The sequence below is a fragment of the Moorena sp. SIO1G6 genome, assembly GCF_010672795.1.
Classification (GTDB): Bacteria; Cyanobacteriota; Cyanobacteriia; order Cyanobacteriales; family Coleofasciculaceae; genus Moorena; species Moorena producens.
The window spans coordinates 1-23,142 of record NZ_JAAHFZ010000012.1 but is presented as its reverse complement, the minus strand read 5'-3'; the positions used below and the strand labels follow the sequence as shown (position 1 = coordinate 23,142).

Below are 23,142 nucleotides of genomic sequence, written 5' to 3'. Positions count from 1 at the left end.
TACCCCCTCCCGTCAAAAAAAAGTTCAAAAAAAAAATTTTTTAATTACTTGACAATGCCAATAATAGTTTATAAGATAAAGTTGTTAAACAATACAACAACAACTTTAATTATGGACATCGAAAACTTTCTCCCAAATTTTGAGTATAATCCCAACAATCCTAGTTTCCCGGAATTATCTGGCCAAGGGCAGCCAGGACGGGAGCAAATCAAACATATATTGATCGGTTCTCCCAAAACCGTGCGGGTCACAATCTATAATCTTTATAGCCGTGGCTACGCACAAGTTCATGAGTGGAGCACTCCTCAACCTACCGGAAATCCTGGTGAGGTGATCAGTATATTGATTCGATATCTGTTGGTAGATTAAGATAGCAAATTGCCAGGGATGCCAATCCCTCTCTTGATGCAGTCGCTCATGGGGGAAACCCCCAAGACCGCTTAGGTGCGCTTTCCGTTGGCGAATTAAATTCGCCACGGGTCGCACCTCTGCATCGCTGGCGACAGGTCAAAACTCAGGAGAAAGTACGAAGTCTAAAGTATTAAACCTAAGTTGGTATGTTGTTGATTTGGTGAACATATAGTCAAGGATCATAGGGCTCTTGACTATTACAAAAAATCATTCGGTCAAGCATTGGAATTAACCAGGACTTGACCGAATTTTTTTTTAAGTATTTAGCTATCAGCTGTCAGCTGTCAGCTGTCAGCTATCAGCTATCAGTTAGCAGGGAACAGGGAACAGGGAACAGGGAACAGAGAACAGGGAAGAATATTTAGATGTACTTCAAACTTACTAAAAAACTCAACAGCACTAATCAAGACTTAAAACTTAATTGCGACAGTGCAATAGTTTTTTAAAACCATCCACATCACCCACATCACCCCTAGCAGTAATGCAATAGTTTTTCTAAACTTCCACCCTTACAACGTGTTAAACCCCCATAACCCTTTGCATCTTTTCAAAAATCCTGTTAAAATAACAATATCGTTAAAGCAATGGTTTTTCGGCCATGATGATTTCTACCGCACAAGCTGCTAAATTACTAGGTGTCTCTGCCACTCGCGTCCGTTTCCTGTTGAGCAAGGGCAGAGTCAAAGGAGCTTATAAAGTGGGTAGAACTTGGGTGATTCCCTTATTTGACGGTATGCCAGTGGTCACCCCTGGTACTCGTGGACCGAAGCGGAATTGGTCAAAGCTTACACAGTACACTAAAGCTGTGATCCACGTTAATCAGAAAGTGATTCGCCAAAATCACAACAGTGGCGATCGCAATCCCGTGATTACCGTAAAACGCGGCGCTAAAAATATTTATGGTCATACGGTCGAAGTGAATGGCCCTTGTCGGGTGATGTATCGCCCAGATGATCCCCTAAATTGTGGAGCACGGGTATGGATTGAGACTATTTCTGATTTTAAGGTTAGCTGAGCCAGGTCTAAACTATTAGTGATAGCGCTATGCCCTGGGATAGGGAATAGCGATTAGTTAAGCATGGTCGAGAGGCTTAAAGCAATGGGAATGCATTCAAAGGTAGCCGGATTTATAGGAGGTGAACTATTTTTAGAAATTCGGCGCTGTCAATTGCCTTACTTTATTCCTAAAGAATGCGTGATCAAACCACAAACAGAGTCTGGGTATGAACCAGATGTCACGTTTTAGACAAGCAAAGGGTTACTGATAACGAACCACGGTGGGAAAAAGAATCCATTATCACACGGGGGTCTTCTGTTCGTTTAGTTGTAGAAGTGGTTTCAACAAACTGGAGCGACGATTACGCTTTGAAACTGGAAGAATACGAATCTTTCGGAATTGCTGAATATTGGATTGTTGATTATTTAGTTGAACTCTCTACGCTTTGAAAAACGTAGATTCTAAGCAGATGTCACTTTGCGGGTTGAAACCACGCTCCGTGAAGCTTCACGATAGGATCTAGATAGTGAGTCTAATCTATATCGTTGTGGCAGGTTCAAGTCTGCTCTACCGACCTCGGCTAGGGAGATCCCTAGCTGTGTCGCTACTTTTCTTAAAATATTGCAAGCTCCGTTGCAATCTGCGTTAATTAATTCACCTTTTGCAGACAGGTATTGTCCACGCTTTACTCTCTTTCCGCTTGCTGCCCACCCCTCAGGTTTCGCGCCGAGCACAGGTAGGAAATCACGATCTAAAAAGCTAGCTTTACTGGTGTAACTTTCTTCGGTTTCAACAAACTTAATGCCATATTCGATGCACAATTGCTCAATTCGATTTTTTAATTTAGCGGCAGGTATCTGTACGAACTGCTGATTGCTCTTTTTGCCAATATTTATGCTGTCTTTATTTCTCTTGTTCCAACCAAACACCACTGTGGTGACTTGGTTTCTTTGACACCAATTAATAATAAATCTAGCGACCTTGTTCACGTTGTCGCGCATTTGTCGGTTGCGCTTTTCGGTCAAAGAGGCTAATTGATTATCCCAATAATCTTGAGACTTTCCTTTTTTGATCCTAGCTACACGCTTGTTGTACCACTGATTCTGAGATTTGACTTTTTTGCCATCTATAATAAAAGAATTCCCCACATTAGAGACACAGGTTAACCAGTTGTTGAGACCTGGATCGATACCTAAGACCTTATTTGTTGGCGTCACTGGTTCAGGATTTGGCCTTTCATATACAAACTCTAAATAAAAACAGCCATTCCTAGGGACAAAACGATATTCTTTAATTGACTTATGATCTATATTAGATGGCATTGGTAGTAAGAAGTGATCAATACCAAACCAGACCTTAATCTGCTTACCTAAAGTAAACTTAAGCTGGCCTTTTACTAGCTTTACCCACCGAGCGGGATAACTTACTACTGCCAGACCTCCCTTTTTGCGGTACTTTGGGACTCTAGGTTGATCTGCCAACTGCCCTTTGTTATACAACTTCTTGAGGGCTTTGTAAGACTTGAAAGACTCAATAACTCCATGCAATGTCTGTTGAGCACAGGCTGATCTCATCGCTTTGAAGTGGACATTACTTTTCATGATTTTGTCCAATTCTGCGTTATTGAGATATTTGCCAGCCTTGAACAACATTTGACGGCAATAATATATTCCGCAATTTGTTAATTTGTTAGCCTCTGAGCAGATAAATTCTATAACCGCTTGGTTTTCAGATGTCGTGCTTATTAAATGTTGTTGACAACCGTACATATTGCATCGACCTTTTGCTGTGTTAATATAATTATATACCCTGATAATTAAGGTGTCAAGCAAATGCCAGAAGAAACTAAGAAAAAAGTTGGAAGACCGAGTTTGCATGGTGTACGAAAGAAATCCTATAGTGTCATGACTACAGAAACGGCCTGGAATGGATTAAAGGAGATGGCTAAAGATTCTGGTTTAAGCCTTTCTGAATTTCTAGAAACCTTAGGGAGAACAAAACAGCTTCCATAACGCGATAGCCGGGATTTATCCCGGCGCGCTGGCCTATAGCCACGCTACGCGAACGCAGGCCACTCAATAAATTAAGTGGCTAACTCTCGCTCGATGTTTCTCTGTTTAGGCGGTAGGCGATTTATCGGTAATCCTAAACAACCTACTTTATCGGTCTACCAATTGATAGATGGCGAATATCACGTTAATCAGTTCCGAGGAGCTAACCGTATTTTATCGCCAACCTTTCCAGAATTAAGGTTAAATGGTGAACAAATTTTTCAAGCGATCGCTTAATCAGCATTGATTAATCATGGAATGATTTGAATAGTTTTGTAGAACGGGCATCTTGGTAGAACGGGAATCTTGCTGGAACGGGCATCTTGGTGGAACGGGCATCTTGGTGGAATGGGCATCTTGCCCGTTTCATTTTCGGGCAGGCAAGATGCCCATTCCACTGATATTCATTCCGCCCCTCAGCAATTAACCATTAGGATTAACTGTTGTGTCTACGCATCTGTTTCCTCTCCCCCCACACCTCCCACACCTCCCACACTACCCACACTACCCACACTATCCACACTCTTCCCCGGTGAGGATCAAGCCTCCTGACTAGCTTGGGGGGAAATCGCGAGCTAATTTGGAATAACCTAATCTGTTATTGTAACAATTTAAATTTAAGATTTGGTTAATTAAAGGTAAAATCAGGTGGACATTGGGAGTAGAGATTTTGATTGAGATGCTCAAAGTAGGAACCTTAGTTCGAGTGATTTATCCTGATTATGTTGCGGGTCTTTCGGGTCGTATTGAAGCACAGGAAGAATCCGGTCGTTGGATAGTCAGATTAGAGGAAAATCCCTTTGAGCAGAATGATCAAGCATTTATATTATCTCTAGATGAGTCAGACTTTGAAGTAATTAAGCCTCCTTCATCCTAGTCAAGCTAGTTATCATATTTTCTAGTGATCAGATTTTCCATCTCCACCAACCATGAAACACCAGATAAATATAAATGAGTTCAAGAAAAACGTCAAAGCTGACTTTAACACCAGACCAAACTATGATCAAGGAAGCTTTCACCCTCGGCTAGCCAAGGGTCTAGTAGAAGTATCCCACCTGCAAACTGGACAACGAATTCTAGATATTGCGACTGGCACAGGTTTAGTAGCAATTCGTGCAGCCAAAATTGTCGGTGCTTCTGGAGCTGTTGTCGGTGTAGATATTTCCTCAGGCATGCTCAATTTAGCCCAACAAAAAGTTAAAGCCGAAGGTATCAACAACATCAAATTTATAGAAGCAGATGCAGAAACTATCAACTTCCCAGATAATAGTTTCGATAGGATTCTATGTTCTTCAGCCATTGTATACTTAACAGATATCCCTGCTGCGTTACGGCAGTGGTATCGCTTCGTAAAACCAGGAGGATTAGTCGGATTTTCCTGTTTTGCAGCAAACGCCTTTCCTACAGGGGGTCTGTTTCGAGAAAAAGCAGGAGACTATGGCATTGTAATTCCTAATCCCAATGGACCCCTTGGTAGTCCCGAGAAATGTCACCAGCTACTCACCGAAGCAGGTTTTCAAGACATCAACGTCAAAACCGACCAATTGGGTTACTACAGCAGTGATACTCAAATAGTAGCAGCAAACTCTTGGCGGGGAAACTCAAAGAGTGCCTTTGGTGCGGAAGTTTTCCAGCTTTCTCCAGAGAAATTAGCACAATTGAAAACTGAATTTTTTGTAGCCGTTGAGCAATTAGCCACACCACAAGGCATTTGGATAGATATTACAACGTTTTTTGTTTGCGCCAGGAAATCGGTAACATTTTCTATTCCCAAATAATCCCTAAATCTAAGCTATCAGCTATCAGCTATCAGCTAATGGGGTGGCTACTTGAGTGGCTATTGGCCTTTGGCCACGCTACTTGAGGTGCCAATGGGGCGGCTACTTGAGATCCGAACAGCTTGTGAATAAAATAAGCTGACTGCTGACTACTGACTGCTGACTGCTTACCTTAGGTTTTTAAAGGTTAAACGTTGCACTATTGCTATTATTTATTTTTCTTTTTGTTCTTCCTCCACCACTGGCATTGATTCTGTAGCATCTTCTGCTGAGTAGCCTGAAAATTTAGCCAATTGCTCTAACGACAGCATACCAGGATAAAACCGACCATTAATTTCCCAGGTTGGAAAGCCTTTGATCTTCGCTTCAATGCATAAGTCAGTTTGGGAGGTTTCAGCCCTTGGGTCACATTCAATATAATTGATCTGCTTAAATGCCTCACCAAACATTTGCTTCTGCTTTGTACAATAGGGACACCAGTAAGCCCCATACATTTTAGCACCAATTTTGTTCAAATGACCAGATAAAGAGGTGGCTGAAGGGGTAACTGGGAGTTCAGGAGCAGGGGATTCTAGGGTTACTTTTGTAGGGGTAGAGGGTGAGGGTTCTCCTAAAGAGGATTCCGCAGCTACTGTCAGTAGGACAAGACTAGAAATCACCCAGACAGTCTTATTTAAACTACGAATAAATATCCATGGGAGTTTAATGCTAGGTTTGGCGTTCATAGTTTGTAGGGGATATATTGGAATTATCCAGGGAATTAATCACTTCTTTACCGTTTTAACCTGATCTTGTTGGAAACTACCAAATCTTGATTAATGGGATCTAACCTCTCTACTTTCTTTGCTTACCAGGCTCCCAGCCCATTAGCTGGCAAGCATAGCATCGCCATATAGCAATCCTATCTGATTCGTGAAAGAAATGGACTGCTTTAAGGCAGAAGGCACCCACCCCTAACCCCTCTCAGGAGGGGAATGGCAGAAGGCAGATGATACCGGAGTTGGAGCTAGTTTTTCAGAAGTGCAGTGATGTTACAAATGATTTAGGATTGCTATAGCGCTTAAGCTGAATGCTTACTTTTCTGGAATTAACCTCAGCATCAGTGAATTATCTAATAACTAATCATCACTCTTTTTCATAAACAGGCAACTATGGTCAAACGTTTGCTTACCAAAGACATGCTCGATTTTGACGCTCCAGATCAAGTCAAGGATGTTATCCAACCTCAAGGGCGTCCACCGGAAACAGACCCTACTCTGGGTATCCGTCCGGAATTAAGTATTGAAGTCAACCAAAAGCCAGGCACTCCCCGACATCGACTGGTCACCATTGGTGATTCCCTAAGCCATGGCTTCCAGAATGGAGCAATTTTTAACACTGAGCGCTCCTATCCCATAATGATTGCTCAAGAAATGGGTTGGGAAGAACACCTGCGTCGTCCAACCCAATATGGCAAATTCGGTGGATTGCCCCTGAATCTGGAGTATTTAGTTCGGCACTTAGAGCGACAGTTTGGTGACCAGATACAGTGGTGGGAATTAGGACCGGCTCTGTTTTCAATCCGCGAATTTATGGACGACATAGAAGATTATTGGGAACGGGGTCCTGGTTGGCAAGGGGGCGTTGGCTCTACTGTTGCTATGCACAAAGGGATTAACCACAATCTCGCTATTTATGGGTGGAATCTTAAAGACATTATCTCTCACGACGCAGATACTCTCAGAAAGGCAATCGAGGCACCAACGGATGATCTATTGCGGCAAATCGTTGAGAATGCTAACGAACATGCGGCATTGAGGGTTTTGGACTCCGCACGGGATTCACAAGGTAAAGCACTTACCCCAGTGCAAGCTGCCGTGGCACTAGGGCAAGAAGGAAGTCTAGAAAACGGTCAGGGAGATGGTATTGAAACCCTGATGATCATGATTGGGGCGAATAATGCCATGGGCACCGTTGGTCAACTGCAGGTCAGATGGAGTTGCGATCGCGATTCAAATTCACCACAGCCCAATCAGCGACCTACGGTCTGGTGTCCGGAAGATTTCAAAGCTGAATTGGATCAAGTAGTTGACCAAGTCAAGCAAATCCAAGCTCGCCATGTGATTTGGGCTACAGTTCCCCATGTCACCATTGCCCCCATTGGTCGTGGAGTAGGAGATAAGATCGCTACTGGCTCGCGCTACTTCCCCTACTACACCCGTCCTTGGATTAGTGACGAAGATTTCGATCCTAACCGTGACCCGCACATTACCGCACAACAAGCCCGAGCCATTGATAGCGTCATTGACCAGTACAACGACTATATTGCTGATGCTGTACGTCAAGCTCGAAAAGAAGGTCGAGATTGGTATTTATTTGAATTAGGAGGATTACTGGATGGCTTAGCTTATCGACGTTATATTGAAGACTCCGACTGCAGACCAGATTGGTGGACTCCCTATCAGCTGGCACCGGAACTCGAAGCTCTTTCACCAGTACCAGATACTCGCTTTTTTAGATCCGATGCCACCGGTCGCACCAGCGGTGGTTTCTTCACCCTAGATGGCATTCATCCCACTACCATTGGCTACGGTATCGTTGCTCAAGAATTGATCACTCTTATGCAGCAACAAGCTGGTGTCAAGTTTTATGGCAAAGACGGTCGCACAGAGCGTCATGATCCAGTCAAGATCAATTTCCAACGCCTGATTGCTCTAGATACCTTGATTTCCGATCCACCGAAATCTTTATCGAGTAGTCTGAAATGGCTGGATTGGCTCGATCAGAACTTGCAAATTTTCCAGCGCTTACTAAGAAAGGGGAATTGAAGAATGAAGAATTTAGAATGAAGAATGAAGAATGAAGAATGAAGAATGCAGAATGCAGAATGCAGAATGAATAAATTCTAAATTATCCGGTTAACTAGTTAACATATCGATGATATGGGAATAGGTAGTTTCCTATTCCCGATTTTACAAACTAATTTCAACTAGTGATTAATTTAAAGGGGAATAATTTACCAATTTATCCAATTGCAGATTTGAGATCATTTTCGGGCGCTCAGGATGTCCACCCCACTCATATTAGTTCCTTGATTCAGCAATTCCAAGTATGGAGCGTAGGCAAAAACGCGATTACGTTTTTGCCCAGTAATTTCTTGTAAAATACCAACATCACACAGATCATTAACTAATTTGTTGGCATTAGGGTATTTGAGTTGAATAATTTTTTGAACCTGTTCAACAGTGATAATTGGCCTAAAATAAAGGTTATCCAGCACGATTATAGCGTTTCCGGTTCGCTTCCCCATCTTATTGACCAGTAGTTGATGATGTTCTTCCTTCATGGTTACTATGTTGCGGGCAGTAGCGGACGCTTCCTGAGCGACTTCGTAAACACCACGCAGAAAGAACTTTAGCCAACCTTCCCAATTGCCACTATCTCTGACAGCTTGAAGTCGGTCATAGTATTCAGAGCGATATTTCTTGAAATAGTAAGAAATATATAAAAGCGGGCGCTTCAGTATATTCTGCTCACATAGAAGAAATGTAATTAGTAGACGCCCTGTTCTGCCATTGCCGTCAAGAAAAGGGTGAACTGTCTCGAACTGAGCATGAGCCAATCCAATTTTTAGCAAAGCGGGAATTGGTTTTGAATCATGCAAAAACTTTTCTAGATTATCTAGAGCTTGTTTCATTTCATGGGGTGGAGGTGGAACGTAAGTAGCGTCTTTGAGGGAACATCCTTCCGGACCAATCCAATTCTGGCTACTACGAAACTCACCTGGATCTCGCTCAGAACCTCGCACTCCTTGCATTAACTTCTGGTGTATTTCCCGAATCAGGCGCAAACACACAGGTAAATCCTTCAAGCGCTCAAGACCGTGGTTAATAGCAGCGATATAGTTAACCACCTCAGCCACTTCTTGAGGATTATCTGGTTCGAGTGTTTGGGATTCAAATTCCAGAACATCTATCAAAGATGCCTGCGTTCCTTCAATCTGACTCGACAAAACCGCTTCTTTGCGAACATACATAAACACAAATAGGTCAGGGTTAGGCAGAGCATCTGTTGATCCATCTAGCCTACCGAGTGCACGATCCGCCTGAGATAGAAGCTGCCACATCTCGTCATCGATAATGATGTCAGGCACAGGCGGCAACGGATTCGGTATGAAAGCTTTATATCCACTAAGCTGATCCACATACTGACCTGCTCTAGTAGCACTAACCATTATTATCGCTGTCGTTAATACTGAATATTTTCCAGCTCTATATTAACGAAAAGCCATCTCTTTCGTTAATAAGCCTATAAATGAAAATTTATATGATATAATTACCAACTCGAAAAAATCAACTGAAAGGATCCATTACTATCCTATAGCAGTCGCCAGGGCAGTTAGGACATGACAAAAGTCTCACACCCTTTGTAAGCGATGCAGCGCGGTCTTGGGGGTTTCCCCCACTCGCTATTGCATCAAGAAGCGCAAGAGTTTGACTTCTGACTTCTGACTTCTGACTTCTGACTTCTGCTATAAAGGTAACCTTCAGGGTAACTCAGGTTTCGATAAACTGAAGAAAAAATGCACTTGAGGCGATTATGACCCAAAACAATCGCTCCCCATGGGATGCTGGCAGATTCATAAAAACCCTAAGCTACTTTGAGGTTATTCCTTTCCTGAGCTGCCTACAGCGATTATTCACAGGTCGTGCCAATAATCAACAATCGAGCCAGGGTAGAGGAAAAGATATGGGAGTAATACTGGTAGCTGGGGCAACTGGCGGTGTAGGCAAGCGAGTGGTGCGCTGTCTGGTTGAGCGTAATTATCCCGTACGTGCCCTAGTTAGAAATGCCCAGAAAGCTAGGGAAATCCTTGGCAATAACCTGGAACTATTCGAGGCAGATATCACTATTCCAGACACCTTGACCCCAGCACTGTACAAGAACATTACTGCTATAGTGTGTTGTACAGGAGCGCGGATGCAACCGGTAGAAGGAGACACCCCGAACCGGGAAAAATACGATCAGGGCATCAAGTTCTATAGGCCAGAAGTGGTCGATAGCCCGGAACTATTGGAGTATCAGGGTATCAAGAACTTAGTACAAGCCGCAGCAGAGTATCTCGAACCAGGGAAACAACTCCTATTTGACTTCCAAAACCCTTCCGATGACTTACAAGAAACCTGGGGTGCTGTGGATGATGTAGTCATGGGTGGTGTCAGCGAGAGTTCAATCCGCCTGATCGACAAGGCTGCCCTGTTTACCGGCAATGTCTCAACAGCAAATTCTGGCGGCTTTGTGTCAGTACGCACCCGCAATCTCCCAACTCCCCTCAACTTAGCTGAGTACCAAGGACTAGAACTGCGAGTTAAAGGGGATGGTCAACGCTATAAATTTATATTGCGTAATGAATCGAAATGGGATGGCATTGCCTACTGCTATTCCTTTGACACCCAGAAAGATCAGTGGATAAACGTTTCTATTCCCTTTGCTGATTTGATTCCGGTATTTCGAGCCAAAACCTTGAAAGATGCTGCTCCCTTCAACCCCAGTCGCATCTTTGCCATACAGCTAATGCTGAGTAAATTTGAATATGATGGCGCACTGAACCCAAACTTTGCTCCAGGTTCCTTTGTCCTACAGCTCGAAACTATTAAAGCCTATGGGGGGATCACCAAGCCCCAATTCATTATGATTAGCTCAGCCGGGGTGACTCGTCCAGGTCGTCCAGGAATTAACCTAGAGGAAGAACCACCAGCGGTACGAATGAATGATCAACTGGGGGGAATTCTAACCTGGAAACTCCGGGGAGAAGACGCAGTTCGCGACAGTGGCGTTTCCTATACCATCATCAGACCTTGTGCTTTGACAGAAGAACCGGGAGGTCAAGCCTTAGTGTTTGCTCAAGGAGACAATATCCGAGGTAAAGTAAGTCGGGAAGATATTGCTGAACTTTGTATTCAGGTACTAGAGCAACCCAAGGCTTGTAATGTCACCTTTGAAGTCAAAGAGGCAAGTGATGGTTTGCGAGACTGGCAAACTCTCTTTTGCGATATCAATACGGACAGCAATTAAGTATAGGGTTTGTATCTAGGTTGTAAACACACTTCTTGCAAAAAAAGGCAATTATAATTAAGAATTAAGAATTTAGAATTTAGAATTTAGAATTTCTTCATTCTTAATTATTCCTTCTTAATTCCTCATTCTTAATTATTCCTTCTTAATTCCTCATTCTTCATTCTTCATTCCTAATTCTTCATTCTTCATTCTTCATTCTTCATTCTTCATTCTTCATTCTTCATTCTTCATTCTTCATTCTTCCTAACTTGCCAGACGCTCCGATGCTTGAGATTTCATCAGGGTAACCAACTCTTGGATTCCTCTTTTGACATGTCGCGTCACTGTCATCGGACTGACTCCAATTCGTTTGGCTGCCTCTTTGCGGGGGAGTTCTCGTAAGAAAACAAACTCTATAGCTGCCTGAGTTTTATCTTCTAGCTGACTCAAGGCACCCTGGAGCTGTTGTCGGTCTTCTTCCCAATAGTGTAAATTCTCTTCATAGTAATCCGGTAGAGTCTCTCCTAAAGTCATGGGTTGATCGACCTTCTGAGAAACCGTGGCATCCAAACTTAAAGGCAAACGATTTTGAACTGCCAATTTACTTTCCTGCCACTCTTGCAGTGATACATCCAAAGCCTTAGCAATTTCTTCATCTCTGGGGAAGCGTCCCAAGTTAGTTGCTAACTTTTTGCTGACTCTTTTCCCTGCCTGCTGGAGTTCCTGCCATCGGCGAGGAATCTTGACCAGAGAACCCCTATCGCGCAAGAAGTGTAGCATCTCACCGCGAATGTAAGGTACTGCCAAGGAACTGAATGCACAACCTTGATGGGGGTCGAACCGCTCAATAGCACGAATCAAGCCGATGTAACCCATTTGCTCGAGGTCTTCATAAGGTTCAGCACACTTCTGGCTGACTATATGAGCAATCTTCCTCACTAACCCAGCATTTAATCTTACTATCTGATTGCGAAGTTGAATTGATGGATTTCGGTAGTACGCAATCAGAAGTTCCATTCCTTGAAAACCAACAGACCCAATAGCCATTCTCAAAATATCCCAGAAGTGGAAACCTATTTACGACACGAGGCTTAGCCTAAGCAATTAATCTTCAACTCATTGTCATTAGAGATTCCCCTTTAGAACCATCGTCCTTTCACGGAAAAAACAAATTACCGTTTTTGTTTTCTCTGTACAATCACGCAGATTGGAACCCGAAGATAGTGAGAAATCGCTATACCGTCTTAAATGTGGTATAATATCTAACCTAATTAGCCGGAAGTGGCAACTAGCAAAGAGGATAACTAGTATTCTGTCAATTTAGTTTTGGTATTAGGTGTTAGGTATTAGGTGTTAAGTATTAGGTATTCCGAAAAAGTAGAGTTTACCCCTCAAGTCAATTTGGACGGAGTACTAGCAGTCGGTTTTCCCTCCTGCCACAAGATTGCGGATATGGTTCAAAATAGAAGTAGTTATAAATCAATGCTGATACTTGATCAGGAAAATTCTTGACTAAAATCTCATGAGTAGCACTAGTAACTTTCGTCAAGCAATTCGTGAATCTCAAGGTCGAGCCCTAGTTGGTCCGAATGTTATTGCTAATGCTCTGCCCTTCCTGGGTGGTGGATTAGTCTTAACTGCCCTAGGTGTCTATGGTGGTCTGGGGGTGATTTCAAGCAACCCAGGGCTATTTATGACCACCTTCTTGCCTGCCTTAATTGCCGAATTTATTCTTTTCTTCGTTGCCCGTGGTGTGGCTGAGAACGGAAACAACAGTGTAGCTTTGCCTCTTCTAGCTAGTTACAGTCTCTTGTCCGGCTACACCCTCAGTGGCTTAATATTCGTTGCCCTCGGAACAGGGGGTGTGGGCATGCAAGGCATTGCCATTGCTGCCTTTGGCTGTGGTGTAGCCTTTATGGCTGGCCGTCAAATTGGTTCTAATCTCTCAGACGAAGATGGCTTTGCTTTAGCCAAAACCGTCCAGATGGGTATGATTGCCTTGCTGGTGGTCTTGGTGGCTCAGCTAGTTTTATCCTTCTTTGGTGTATACACACCCAGCTTTCTAGAAATTGCTATCTCTGGCATCGGTGTGGTTATTTTTGCGGGTGCGGCTGTAGTGGATTTCTTCGTGCTGCCTCGCGCCTATCGTGATGACCAGTATCTACCTGCTGCCCTGTCAATGTACTTGACCTATATTAACTTGTTCGTGTTCATTTTGCGGCTGCTGATTGCCCTTAATGGTCGCGACTAAGACAGTGCAATACGATAGAACCCAATCGGGGACGGCAATGCTGTACCCCGATTTTTCTAGTTCCAAGCTGTGGTGCTAGACGTCATATAGGAGCCATAAACCCCAACAGAGCCTCAAATACAGCATCATGGGCAGTACTTTGATTTGTGCCCCTATAGCTAGCTATAGGGACAAGTCCTGTTCTGAAGCGGTTTTGTGATAGTATAGCAGTCGCCAGGGCAGTTAGGACATGACAAAAGTCTCACACCCTTTGTAAGCGATGCAGCGCGGTCTTGGGGGTTTCCCCCATGAGCGACTGCATCAAGAAGCGCAAGAGTTTGACTTCTGACTTCTGACTTCTGACTTCTGACTTCTGCTATACCTAAATGTTGCTGAACTCTGAATCCCTAAGGAAATCCCAATACCCAAAGTGAGGGCTATTTATGGTAAAGTTTATGGTAAATATTGATAATCTATCTGTTCTAGGAAAGAAGCAAGTTGTTGTGTATTATGAAGCGTGATTAGTGGAGTAAATCAAATCGAGTTCCCTATAAAATAATATTGTAATTGTTCATAAACGATTTCAATAAAATTAGAGGTTGTCTGAGAAGTATCATTTGCTACATCAAAGCCCCCGTTGGTCCCCCAAGCGAGGGATTGCTCGCTAGGGGGACTTTTACCAGCAAATGGATTCTTGTTCCCCCCAAGCGAGGGATTGCTCGCTAGGGGGGCTAGGGGGGCAAAATTCAGTATCAAACAACTTTTCAGATATCCTCTTATAAAAAACGTTATATTATAGCCCTTAAAAAGGTTTAAAACGTAATTATACATTATATAATTACGTTTTAAACTTGTGATTAAAAATGGATATTACATCGATTAAAATATCGGTATAATATTTACAATTACGTTTTCAAATTGGAATTTGACCAGGGTATTTGAGATGGCGATCGCATCATAAAAATTCTCGGTATACTAGTATACTATAGTTGAAATGTATAGTTAAAATCAAGAAGATTACCTGGTGTATTTACATGGTGTAGTTATAATGGTGTTGTAAAGGATGGAAGCATTATGGAAACCGTAGAGCAGAAACGGGCAGTCGAAATCTTGTCGGAGCGCCTGGGTAAAACCCAGGACTATCTTTGACATTGCTGCTCTGAAGGCCAAAATTCAAGATTTAGAGCAGCTGGCAGCTCAACCAGATTTTTGGGATGACCAAAACTCGGCTCAGCAAACCCTTCAACATCTCAACGACCTAAAATCTAACCTCCAACGCTATAAACAGTGGCAATCCAGTTTGGAAGACACTAAAGCGATCTTGGAGTTGCTAGAACTAGAAACCGATGACGCACTGCTTGCAGAAGCTCAAACCAACTTGACTCAGCTGAATAAAGAACTGGATCGCTGGGAGTTGGAACAGCTGTTATCTGGTACCTACGACGCATTAGGTGCTGTCCTCACCATCAATGCGGGGGCTGGTGGAACTGATGCCCAAGATTGGGCTGACCTATTACTGCGGATGTACACCCGTTGGGCAGAGAACCATGGTTATAAAGTCCACCTAGCCGAACTTTCCCCAGGAGATGAAGCTGGGATTAAGTCTGCCACTCTGGAAATTGACGGACTCCGCGCCTATGGTTACCTGAAAGCCGAGAAAGGTACTCATCGACTGGTGAGGATTTCCCCGTTTAATGCTAACGGTAAGCGACAGACTAGTTTTGCTGGAGTAGAAGTGATGCCTGCGGTGGATAATACCGTTGAGCTGGAAATCCCCGAGAAGGATTTAGAAATTACCACCTCCCGTGCAGGTGGTAAGGGAGGGCAAAACGTCAATAAGGTAGAAACTGCAGTGCGGATTGTCCATATTCCTACCGGCCTGGCTGTGCGCTGTACTCAGGAGCGTTCTCAATTGCAAAACAAAGAAAAAGCCTTAGTACTGCTGAAAGCTAAGTTGCTCGTGATTGCTGAGGAGCAACGAGCTCAAGAAATTGCCGAAATTCGGGGGGACATGGTGGAAGCGGCTTGGGGAAACCAAATTCGAAATTATGTGTTTCATCCTTACCAGATGGTGAAAGACCTGCGCACTAGTGTGGAAACCACAGCAGTTAATGATGTCCTTGATGGTAATCTTGACTTATTCATTGAAGCGTATCTGCGTCAAGAAAATCAGTTAACTAACTAGTAAGCAGTCAGCTATCAGCCGTCAGCCGTCAGCTAATCAACGGTCGGTAATAAACAAGCTGGGGGGTGCTGCTACGGCTGCTTGAAAATCCCTGCTCGTTTTACTCATCCGACCCCGTTCAGTTAAAACGCCTGCTAGCACCTCAAGTAGCACCATCTGTAGCGCATTAGCTGATAGCTGACTGCTGAATGCTTACACTAACTAATCACTAATGATTGGTTATTAGTGATTGTCAAAGTTGGTTGATTATTACTGATAAATAGTCAGTGGTCAAGTTTCAAGTAAGCAGGAATTAGGCAAAATTTGGCAACAAACTCGCCTTAGGTTTAGGGTGCATTGATAAAGCAGGCTACAGCTAGAGTTTCTGGGTAATTCGTGGTAAAAATTGTTAAGTATGCTGTTAGATTAAAATCAGCAAAGAAATTCTGACGTAGAGTACTTGTGTTCGATGAGCAACCCACCTTCACAAACCCAACAGCCAGAACAAGGTCTGGATACAACTACAGCCCCAGCCGATAGCGGTTCAAGTGAACCTAAGCCTAGTTACACCAAGTTAGCCATGCGCAATATGGTGCGTAAGGGAGGTAAATCTCTGAGACACTTTTTCCTCACCGTTTCTGGTTTATTGGCCTTACTGGTGGGTCTTGCCTACCTAACCCGTTAACTAAAGAGTTTGTTAAGTGATTTAAACTTACTCTTGTTGATGGCTCTATGCTTCGAGAGAGCAAAATCAAGGGAACAGTAAGCATAGTCCTAGACCCAGGATTAACGAAGCCGATGACCTAGCCAATCGGCTAGGTCATCGGAGTAGGTTACCCTACTGGTAGCCAAGCCTTTTGGAGAAGCTGAGTGTGAAGTTTGAATTGAGTTTACAGGATTGTTTCTTTAATCGCTCCCATTCCGCTGAAACCATTACTAACCAATCCAGCAGCCCAATTTCCCTCCACACTTGGGAAAGCTGGTTTGACCAATGGCTAGTTGCCCTCGAACCGGATTTAGCGGAGGCGAACAGCTACGAATTGAGTCTTCGCCTTACTGACAATAGTGAAATTCAGGCACTTAATTCCCAGTACCGAAAAAAAAATCAGCCTACAGATGTACTTGCTTTTGCAGCTTTAGAGGTAAACTCTCCTAAGTTATCACCCCAAAAGCAATTATCAGTGCCTCTATACTTGGGTGATATCGTGATTTCGGTAGATACTGCTGTTCAACAGGCTAAACAGCACGGGCATTCTGTATCTACGGAACTAGCCTGGCTGGCAACCCATGGTTTACTTCACCTTCTAGGATGGGATCATCCGGATGAAGAAAGTCTACTGAGAATGCTGGATCAACAGGAGACTCTACTTCAGAGCGTAGGTCTTTCTAATGATTCCTAGAAGTCTGCTGTGCTTTCCAGTATATCCCTAAAGGTTAATCCTCCTACCCCATATGGGAAAGATCAAGGTATACCCAAGACTTATCCCTGAACCAAGAAATGGTGTTACCAAAGGCGGAATCTTATCAAACTCAGTTTTTCGTGTCTAATACCTTGCCGATGACTCAAGAACTATCTATACCAGTACCCCAATACTCTGACTCCAAAGTCAAACCTAACCGAGATTTGGCTTGGCGAATTGCTCCGACATTAATGATTAGCTTCAAATATGCTTGGGCTGGGGTTCGCTATGCCTTTCTCACCCAACGTAACTTCCGCATCCATACAGCCATTGGAATTCTAGCGATTACCTTGGGCATTTTTTTAAAAATACCCCTGGTAGAACTGGCTGTGATTGGACTAACCACTGGGCTAGTCATGGCCATGGAGATGTTAAATACAGCTATTGAATCGGTCGTAGATCTAACTGTTAAACAGACATACCATGAACTGGCTAAAATTGCTAAAGATTGTGCCGCTGGTGCAGTGCTGATCTCAGCGATAACTGCTATTTTTGTAGCCGGTTCCCTGCTACTGCCACCCCTAATCAGTAGAATTGAGTCAGTTTTGGGCTAAATACCCAATTAGACTATACGATATGCGACTATACGATGAAAGTATATGACTGGATTGTCGTTGGTGGTGGCATTACTGGAGCAGCACTCGGGTACGAATTGTGTCGCCAAGGTTTGACTGTTCTGATTTTGGAGCAACATCCTACCCTAGAGGGAGCAACTCGCTATAGCTATGGTGGTCTTGCCTATTGGTCAGGAACATCAAGGTTAACTCGAGTGCTATGTCAGGAAGCTAGAGAAATTTATCAAACTTTATCTGAGGAATTAGCAACAGATACCCAGTTCCGGGAATTAGACTTATTGCTGACCATTGACCTCAAGGATGACTTTGAAGAATTGGCAGCCGATTATGCCCGTTGTGCTACTCCCCCAACTTGGGTGAGTGTGGCTGACGCTTGTGCCCTTGAACCATTACTCAATCGAAATGCGATCGCAGGAGCTTTTACTGTCCGTCACGGGCATATCCATCCAGGAAAGACTACCCAAGGTTACCTGAAAGCTTTCCGCCGTTGTGGGGGGGAAATCCAAATTGGTCGTGTGGTGGAACTGGTAAGGAGTTCAGATGCTATCAAGGCAGTCAAAACAGTAGCAGCCACCTACCACACCGCTAACACGGTTGTCTGTGCTGGTGGACTCAGTCGCACCTTACTGAAAGCTTCCGGAATTCCTGTCTACTTGTATTTCACTCATGAGGAGATGATTGAAACTCCCAGAGTTGACATCCACCTGCAGACAATTGTTACACCAGCAAATATAAAACGATTTCAACTGGAACAGCAAGCCTGTAGTAAGTCAGTTGAACACTTGTGGCACGAGCCTGGTCATGAGGTAATACGACCCATTATTGATGCAGGTGCAGTGCAGTTTTTAGATGGCAGTTTACGGATGGGTCAGCTCAGCCGTGTACTGACAGACCCCTACGCCACTATAGCGCCAGAGAAAGGGGAAGCGGAAATTCGTACTCAAGTGGGTAAAATTCTACCAGCTCTTGAGAAATTACCAGGAACCTGGCATCATTGTTTAGTAGCATTCAGCAACACTAATCTGCCAGTGGTTGGTTCCGTCAGTGGTGTGGAAGGAGTTTATATATTTTCTGGTTTTACTAACCCCCTGGTATGTGTGCCACCCCTAGCCAAGCGCTTTGCTAACTGGGTTCAAGGACAAGAGGATGAAATCATAGCCAAGCTGTCCCCCGCCAATTAACAAAGTATTATGTTAAGTTAAGCTAGGTTAAACCTTATTAAGAGTCTGTTGGTGATCGAGCCATAGTCTCAGTCAAAGTACCAGTACAATCTGCCAGTACAGTGCGCCAGTATATTATGCTAGTACAGTGGCTCCATCGTCGCTCAAGCACTTTCGTCAGGGCGACTCTGTCCAACTCCTGGCACAGAGGTAGGGTCACAGAAGTATTAGACTGACCACCAAGTTTGGTTAATGCTCACAGGCAGATACACATTTAATCTGCATAATAATTTAAGCAACGGATGTTTTGTTGACACCATAGTACTGTTCACTTGTCTTGGGTTAAGGCTCAACAGTCAACAATCAGCAAGTTAAATGTTCATTAAGATAAACAATGGCTGTCGGTGTCTGACTCAACGTGGAAGCGACGGTCTACCCCTTAGCTGGTGAGGGAAGCTAAGTAATTAGCTCGTGCTAACAAGCGAGTTATGAGCCTAAACTAGTTATGAACCTACAGGTGATGGCAATCCCCTCCCCTCAACCCAATCGGCTGTAATAGGGGTCTTCTGCCAAGAACTAATGATCCAAGAACTAATGACAATACTGGAATTACAGTTAAGGGATTATGACAAAAACTCGCTCTAAGTGGCAGCTTGTGGTGGTAGGGATTTTGCTACTGCTGACTCTTCAGTATGTGCTGTGGCGATCGCTGTTTACCCTCAATCTGGATACCCTGGTCAATGGAGTCTTTAGCTTGGGGTTATTACTAGCGGAAATACTGAGGCTAGCTGGTAGCACCATTCAGCTGTTTTTCTTGTCCCAGATAAAAGATAGAAGTCGGGAAGCTGATTGGGGTGAATTATCGGTTATTAGTGGTCGTTTTACCCCGTCTGTTGACATACTTATTCCTACGTATAATGAACATCCCTCTATCCTACGACGAACAATTATTGGTTGTCAAGCTTTAGAGTATACAAGAAAAACGATCTATCTTCTGGATGATACTAGACGTCCTGAGATCAAAAGACTTGCAGCTGAGCTAGGCTGCGAGTATATTACGCGACCAAATAATCTTAATGCCAAAGCAGGTAATTTAAACAATGCCTTTCCTCAAACCTCTGGGGATTTAATTGCTGTATTTGATGCTGATTTTATTCCTACTAGGAACTTCCTCAAGCGGACTGTGGGTTTCTTTAAGGATAAGGAAGTCGCTCTAGTTCAGACTCCCCAAAGCTACTATAATCCCGATCCGGTTGCCTATAATTTAGGTTTAGAAAACATTCTGACGGCAGAAGAAGAATTATTTTATCGACACATTCAACCAATTCGGGATAGCACAAATAGTATTGTGTGTTGTGGCACGTCTTTTGTGGTCAGGCGCAGCGCACTCTTAAGTATTGGTGGCTTTTTTACCGATTCCATCGCTGAAGATTACTATACTGGTGTTTGTTTATCGGCTCTTGGCTATAAGTTAATTTACCTTGATGAAAAATTAAGTGCTGGCTTGGCAGCAGAGAATATCGCAAGTCATGTATCTCAGCGGCTAAGATGGGCACAAGGTACCTTACAGGGACTTTTTATAGAGGCAAATCCATTAACAATTCCTGGACTTACTCATCTGCAAAGACTGGTTCATTTAGATGGGTTGCTTTATTGGTTTACTAGCTGGTCACGAATTTATTTTCTCATTGTTCCCATAGCGTATACATTTTTCGGGATTATTTGCTTTAAAGCAACAGCTACGGAAGTATTGTGTTTTTTAGTTCCTTTCTATTTGCTACAGTTTTCTGTATTCTCCTGGGTAAACTGCGGCTCTCGCTCCGCTTTCATGTCAGATATTTATTCAGTAGTGTCATGTTTCCCCATTGGATTAACGGTGTTGCAGACAATGCTGAATCCTTTTTCGAGAGGATTTAAAGTAACCCCGAAAGGAATATCTCGGGAGAGTTTTAATTACAACTGGCAGTTAGCATCGCCGCTGATTATTGTATTCGTTGCTACAGCAATTAGCTTTGGGTTTAATCTGAGCGAATTATTGATACCAGTCAGCAGTTTGCCATCCCTAGAAACAGCCCAACTTACCCAAGGCATCAGCTTAGCTTGGATTTGGAGTGGCTACAATCTCCTGGTGCTGAGTATCGCCTTACTAATCCTTTTGGATTCTCCTAATCCGGATACTAACGAATGGTTTGACTTACGTAAAGTGGTGCGAATAAATATAGGAGGTCAAACCTATTGGGGCATGACTAAGTTGATTTCCCAAGTAGGTGCTCAAATCAAGCTGACCGAGAAGCTATCTATCTCCCTTAAAGACAATATCAAAGTAAGTCTGAAAATAATGGGGGAGAACTTGCGACTACAAGGAAAGATTACTCACACAGACCTCACGAGTGAAACTCCCACTCTCCAAATAGGATTTAATCAGCAGATGAGTTTACCCCAGACAAGGTGTTTAATTGAAATGCTGTTTTGTGGTGTGGGTCAGTGGAAACCTTGTGATACCCCTGGAGAATTGAGCTTGCTGTGGCTTTTATTAAAAAGTTTGCTCCAGCCCAGATTTGTGTTTAACCGTAATCCAAACCTCAGCACCATTAGCTCCGCTGAGGTACCAAGCTCTACCCTTACCAAACTCAATGGTGGAATTGCTGTGGTAGCACCAGCGCCAAAGGCGATGGAAACTGTTGCTGATTTCCAAGAGGACAATAGCTTCCAACCCCTGCTCAAACCTATTTCACTAGTAGCTCAGCCTAGGGTAAAACCTCCTAGTGTTCCTCAAAAAGTCGGTGAAGAAGTGGCGATCAAGGTGGCAATACCAATGAATCCAGAACTAAACTCCCAGGTGGAGGCGAGCGCTCATTGGGAAGCCGAAGGTGAAACCGTTGTGATCAAAGTGGCGATACCCAATGAACTAATCCAGAACTAAATTGCCAGCAAAATGCGATTGACCTTGGCCTTTAGGCCACGCTACGCGAATGGTCACGCGGGGCGCGTTCGCTAATTAAACAACGACTCAAGAGCGGCTATGCTAGCAAAAAAGTGGATTGAGCCAAAGGCGATCTAAAGGGATGACCATTTTTGAATTCAAAATGAATAGCCTTCTAATTTGGAATTGTTTCCACAGGTGCGCTTGACCTTGGCGAATTAAATTCGCCAAGGTCAAGCGCACCTAAGGATACAAGCGCCTGAATTCATTTATATGGTATTTTTTAATTTTGAATGGTCGCGTTCGCGCAGCGTCGGCGAAAGCCGATAGCGATGTTTCAAGCCCCCGAATTAATTCGTGGGGTATTTTTTAATTTTGAATTGATAATTTTGAATTGGAGCGAAGGGCTTGACTCCTACCCATTTATTGATTTTTGCTGGTTCCGGTTTATTAGCAGGTATTCTTGCCGGATTTCTCGGCATTGGCGGCGGTGTAGTGCTCGTCCCCTTGTTAGTGGCATTAGGATATCAACCAGTTCAAGCGGCGGCTACCAGTAGTCTGTCGATTGTGATTACGGCTAGCTCTGGTACAGTGCAAAACTGGCGGATGGGCTACTTTGATCTAAAAAGTGTAATTGGCATCGGATTTCCGGCTCTAATCACAGCACAAATTGGTGCCTATCTAGCGGACCTGTTCCCTCCTTACTTGTTACTGGTAGCCTTTGGGATACTGCTATTGGTTACGATATATTTGATCCAACTACGCAAACAGCTTAAGTCTAGAGCGCAACAGGAATCTCAAAGAGCACCAAACAACACACCTTCTTCAAACTCTTCCACCAAAGCTACTGTAGCAAGGATAGCGACAGGTGCTTTGGCTGGCTTATTAGCTGGTCTATTTGGTATTGGTGGGGGAACAATTATGGTTCCACTCCAAATGTTGCTCCTAGGAGAACCGATTAAAACTGCGATTCAGACAAGTCTAGGGGTAATCGTGATTACAGCAGTTTCAGCCTCTGTAGGACATGCCTTACAGGGAAATGTCTTATGGATTGAGGGACTGCTGCTGGGCATAGGAGGCTTTTTGGGAGCGCAAATTAGTACTCGCTTTTTGCCAAAGTTACCAGACCAAGTGGTGAGCAATGGATTTCGCACGCTGTTGTTTTCCCTATCAATTTATATTTTTTGGCAGGCATGGCAGAGTTACGGTGCTTGAAAGTCTGTATCTATTAGACCTCTTGCAAAAGTAGCGATCGCTAAATTTTTTCTTTGTCCTTCGGACAGGCTTCGCCAACAAACAAAGTTCGTAGTTGTATATAGCAGCAATTAAATTAAAGCGCAAACCAAATCTTTTTCTT

General features: G+C 43.6%; 20 protein-coding genes and 2 pseudogenes. 17 read left to right on the top strand and 5 right to left on the bottom strand.

Going from position 1 to position 23,142, the window contains the following annotated elements:
• Positions 1-111: 111 nt before the first annotated feature.
• From F6K63_RS13335 to F6K63_RS13325, 3 genes and pseudogenes are all read left to right on the top strand, one after another.
• Positions 112-369, top strand: coding sequence for a hypothetical protein (locus F6K63_RS13335; protein WP_008183394.1), 258 nt, complete (start codon positions 112-114; stop codon positions 367-369).
• 640 nt (positions 370-1,009) lie between these two features.
• Positions 1,010-1,426 (top strand): helix-turn-helix domain-containing protein, encoded by a 417-nt coding sequence (locus tag F6K63_RS13330; RefSeq protein ID WP_008183392.1) that lies wholly within the window; start codon positions 1,010-1,012, stop codon positions 1,424-1,426.
• A gap of 63 nt (positions 1,427-1,489) precedes the next feature.
• Positions 1,490-1,836 (top strand): annotated as a pseudogene (locus F6K63_RS13325) (Uma2 family endonuclease); the annotation flags it as partial.
• Between the two features lie 33 nt (positions 1,837-1,869).
• Here the strand turns inward: F6K63_RS13325 and F6K63_RS13320 are convergent.
• Positions 1,870-3,177 carry an RNA-guided endonuclease InsQ/TnpB family protein gene (locus tag F6K63_RS13320; protein ID WP_071986867.1) on the bottom strand — a complete coding sequence of 436 codons (1,308 nt, stop codon included), beginning with the start codon at positions 3,175-3,177 and terminating at the stop codon, positions 1,870-1,872.
• 63 nt (positions 3,178-3,240) lie between these two features.
• Here F6K63_RS13320 and F6K63_RS13315 point away from each other — a divergent pair, with 63 nt between their 5' ends.
• Positions 3,241-3,420: a hypothetical protein gene (locus F6K63_RS13315; protein ID WP_008183384.1), complete on the top strand. Its 180-nt coding sequence runs from the start codon at positions 3,241-3,243 to the stop codon at positions 3,418-3,420.
• A gap of 96 nt (positions 3,421-3,516) precedes the next feature.
• Positions 3,517-3,696, top strand: a pseudogene (locus F6K63_RS13310) (Uma2 family endonuclease); the annotation flags it as partial.
• A 14-nt stretch (positions 3,697-3,710) separates the two neighbouring features.
• Here the strand turns inward: F6K63_RS13310 and F6K63_RS13305 are convergent.
• The gene (locus F6K63_RS13305; RefSeq protein WP_287295269.1) at positions 3,711-3,857 is read right to left on the bottom strand and encodes a hypothetical protein; all 147 of its coding nucleotides are present in this window, start codon (positions 3,855-3,857) and stop codon (positions 3,711-3,713) included.
• A 257-nt stretch (positions 3,858-4,114) separates the two neighbouring features.
• On the opposite strand from F6K63_RS13305, the gene F6K63_RS13300 reads away from it, so the two are divergent.
• Positions 4,115-4,336 carry a hypothetical protein gene (locus F6K63_RS13300; protein ID WP_287295271.1) on the top strand — a complete coding sequence of 74 codons (222 nt, stop codon included), beginning with the start codon at positions 4,115-4,117 and terminating at the stop codon, positions 4,334-4,336.
• A 52-nt stretch (positions 4,337-4,388) separates the two neighbouring features.
• Positions 4,389-5,237 carry a class I SAM-dependent methyltransferase gene (locus tag F6K63_RS13295; RefSeq protein WP_287312338.1) on the top strand — a complete coding sequence of 283 codons (849 nt, stop codon included), beginning with the start codon at positions 4,389-4,391 and terminating at the stop codon, positions 5,235-5,237.
• A 212-nt stretch (positions 5,238-5,449) separates the two neighbouring features.
• On the opposite strand, the gene F6K63_RS13290 is transcribed toward F6K63_RS13295, so the two are convergent.
• Entirely contained in the window at positions 5,450-5,962 is a 513-nt protein-coding gene (locus F6K63_RS13290) for a glutaredoxin family protein (protein ID WP_008183374.1), read from the bottom strand.
• A 426-nt stretch (positions 5,963-6,388) separates the two neighbouring features.
• On the opposite strand from F6K63_RS13290, the gene F6K63_RS13285 reads away from it, so the two are divergent.
• A complete protein-coding gene (locus F6K63_RS13285) occupies positions 6,389-8,044 on the top strand; it encodes a hypothetical protein (RefSeq protein WP_008183371.1) in 1,656 nt (551 codons plus the stop codon).
• A gap of 218 nt (positions 8,045-8,262) precedes the next feature.
• Here F6K63_RS13285 and F6K63_RS13280 read toward each other — a convergent pair whose 3' ends face one another.
• Positions 8,263-9,450, bottom strand: coding sequence for a Fic family protein (locus F6K63_RS13280; RefSeq protein WP_008183368.1), 1,188 nt, complete (start codon positions 9,448-9,450; stop codon positions 8,263-8,265).
• Between the two features lie 365 nt (positions 9,451-9,815).
• On the opposite strand from F6K63_RS13280, the gene F6K63_RS13275 reads away from it, so the two are divergent.
• Positions 9,816-11,291: a CIA30 family protein gene (locus F6K63_RS13275; protein WP_008183365.1), complete on the top strand. Its 1,476-nt coding sequence runs from the start codon at positions 9,816-9,818 to the stop codon at positions 11,289-11,291.
• 246 nt (positions 11,292-11,537) lie between these two features.
• Here F6K63_RS13275 and F6K63_RS13270 read toward each other — a convergent pair whose 3' ends face one another.
• A complete protein-coding gene (locus F6K63_RS13270; protein WP_008183364.1) occupies positions 11,538-12,320 on the bottom strand; it encodes an RNA polymerase sigma factor SigF in 783 nt (260 codons plus the stop codon).
• 475 nt (positions 12,321-12,795) lie between these two features.
• Here F6K63_RS13270 and F6K63_RS13265 point away from each other — a divergent pair, with 475 nt between their 5' ends.
• From F6K63_RS13265 to F6K63_RS13230, 8 genes are all read left to right on the top strand, one after another.
• A complete protein-coding gene (locus tag F6K63_RS13265) occupies positions 12,796-13,524 on the top strand; it encodes a Bax inhibitor-1/YccA family protein (protein WP_008183362.1) in 729 nt (242 codons plus the stop codon).
• Positions 13,525-14,577: 1,053 nt separating this feature from the next.
• Positions 14,578-15,688 (top strand): peptide chain release factor 2 gene (gene prfB / locus F6K63_RS13260; RefSeq protein WP_287312337.1). Its coding sequence is split into 2 segments (ribosomal slippage): positions 14,578-14,649 and positions 14,651-15,688, totalling 1,110 coding nucleotides; the frame shifts between segments, so codons are not numbered across the junction.
• A gap of 448 nt (positions 15,689-16,136) precedes the next feature.
• Positions 16,137-16,352, top strand: a complete 216-nt coding sequence (locus F6K63_RS13255; RefSeq protein WP_008183353.1) for a DUF3285 domain-containing protein — start codon at positions 16,137-16,139, stop codon at positions 16,350-16,352.
• A 187-nt stretch (positions 16,353-16,539) separates the two neighbouring features.
• Complete coding sequence (gene ybeY / locus F6K63_RS13250; RefSeq protein WP_287312336.1) at positions 16,540-17,067, top strand: rRNA maturation RNase YbeY; 528 nt, start codon at positions 16,540-16,542, stop codon at positions 17,065-17,067.
• Between the two features lie 98 nt (positions 17,068-17,165).
• Positions 17,166-17,681, top strand: a complete 516-nt coding sequence (locus tag F6K63_RS13245; RefSeq protein WP_008183348.1) for a diacylglycerol kinase — start codon at positions 17,166-17,168, stop codon at positions 17,679-17,681.
• Positions 17,682-17,716: 35 nt separating this feature from the next.
• On the top strand, positions 17,717-18,883 hold the full coding sequence (locus F6K63_RS13240; RefSeq protein ID WP_287312335.1) for an NAD(P)/FAD-dependent oxidoreductase: 1,167 nt from the start codon (positions 17,717-17,719) through the stop codon (positions 18,881-18,883).
• A 604-nt stretch (positions 18,884-19,487) separates the two neighbouring features.
• Positions 19,488-21,785: a glycosyltransferase gene (locus tag F6K63_RS13235; RefSeq protein WP_287312334.1), complete on the top strand. Its 2,298-nt coding sequence runs from the start codon at positions 19,488-19,490 to the stop codon at positions 21,783-21,785.
• 408 nt (positions 21,786-22,193) lie between these two features.
• Positions 22,194-23,000 carry a sulfite exporter TauE/SafE family protein gene (locus F6K63_RS13230; protein ID WP_008183340.1) on the top strand — a complete coding sequence of 269 codons (807 nt, stop codon included), beginning with the start codon at positions 22,194-22,196 and terminating at the stop codon, positions 22,998-23,000.
• Positions 23,001-23,142 lie beyond the last annotated feature (142 nt).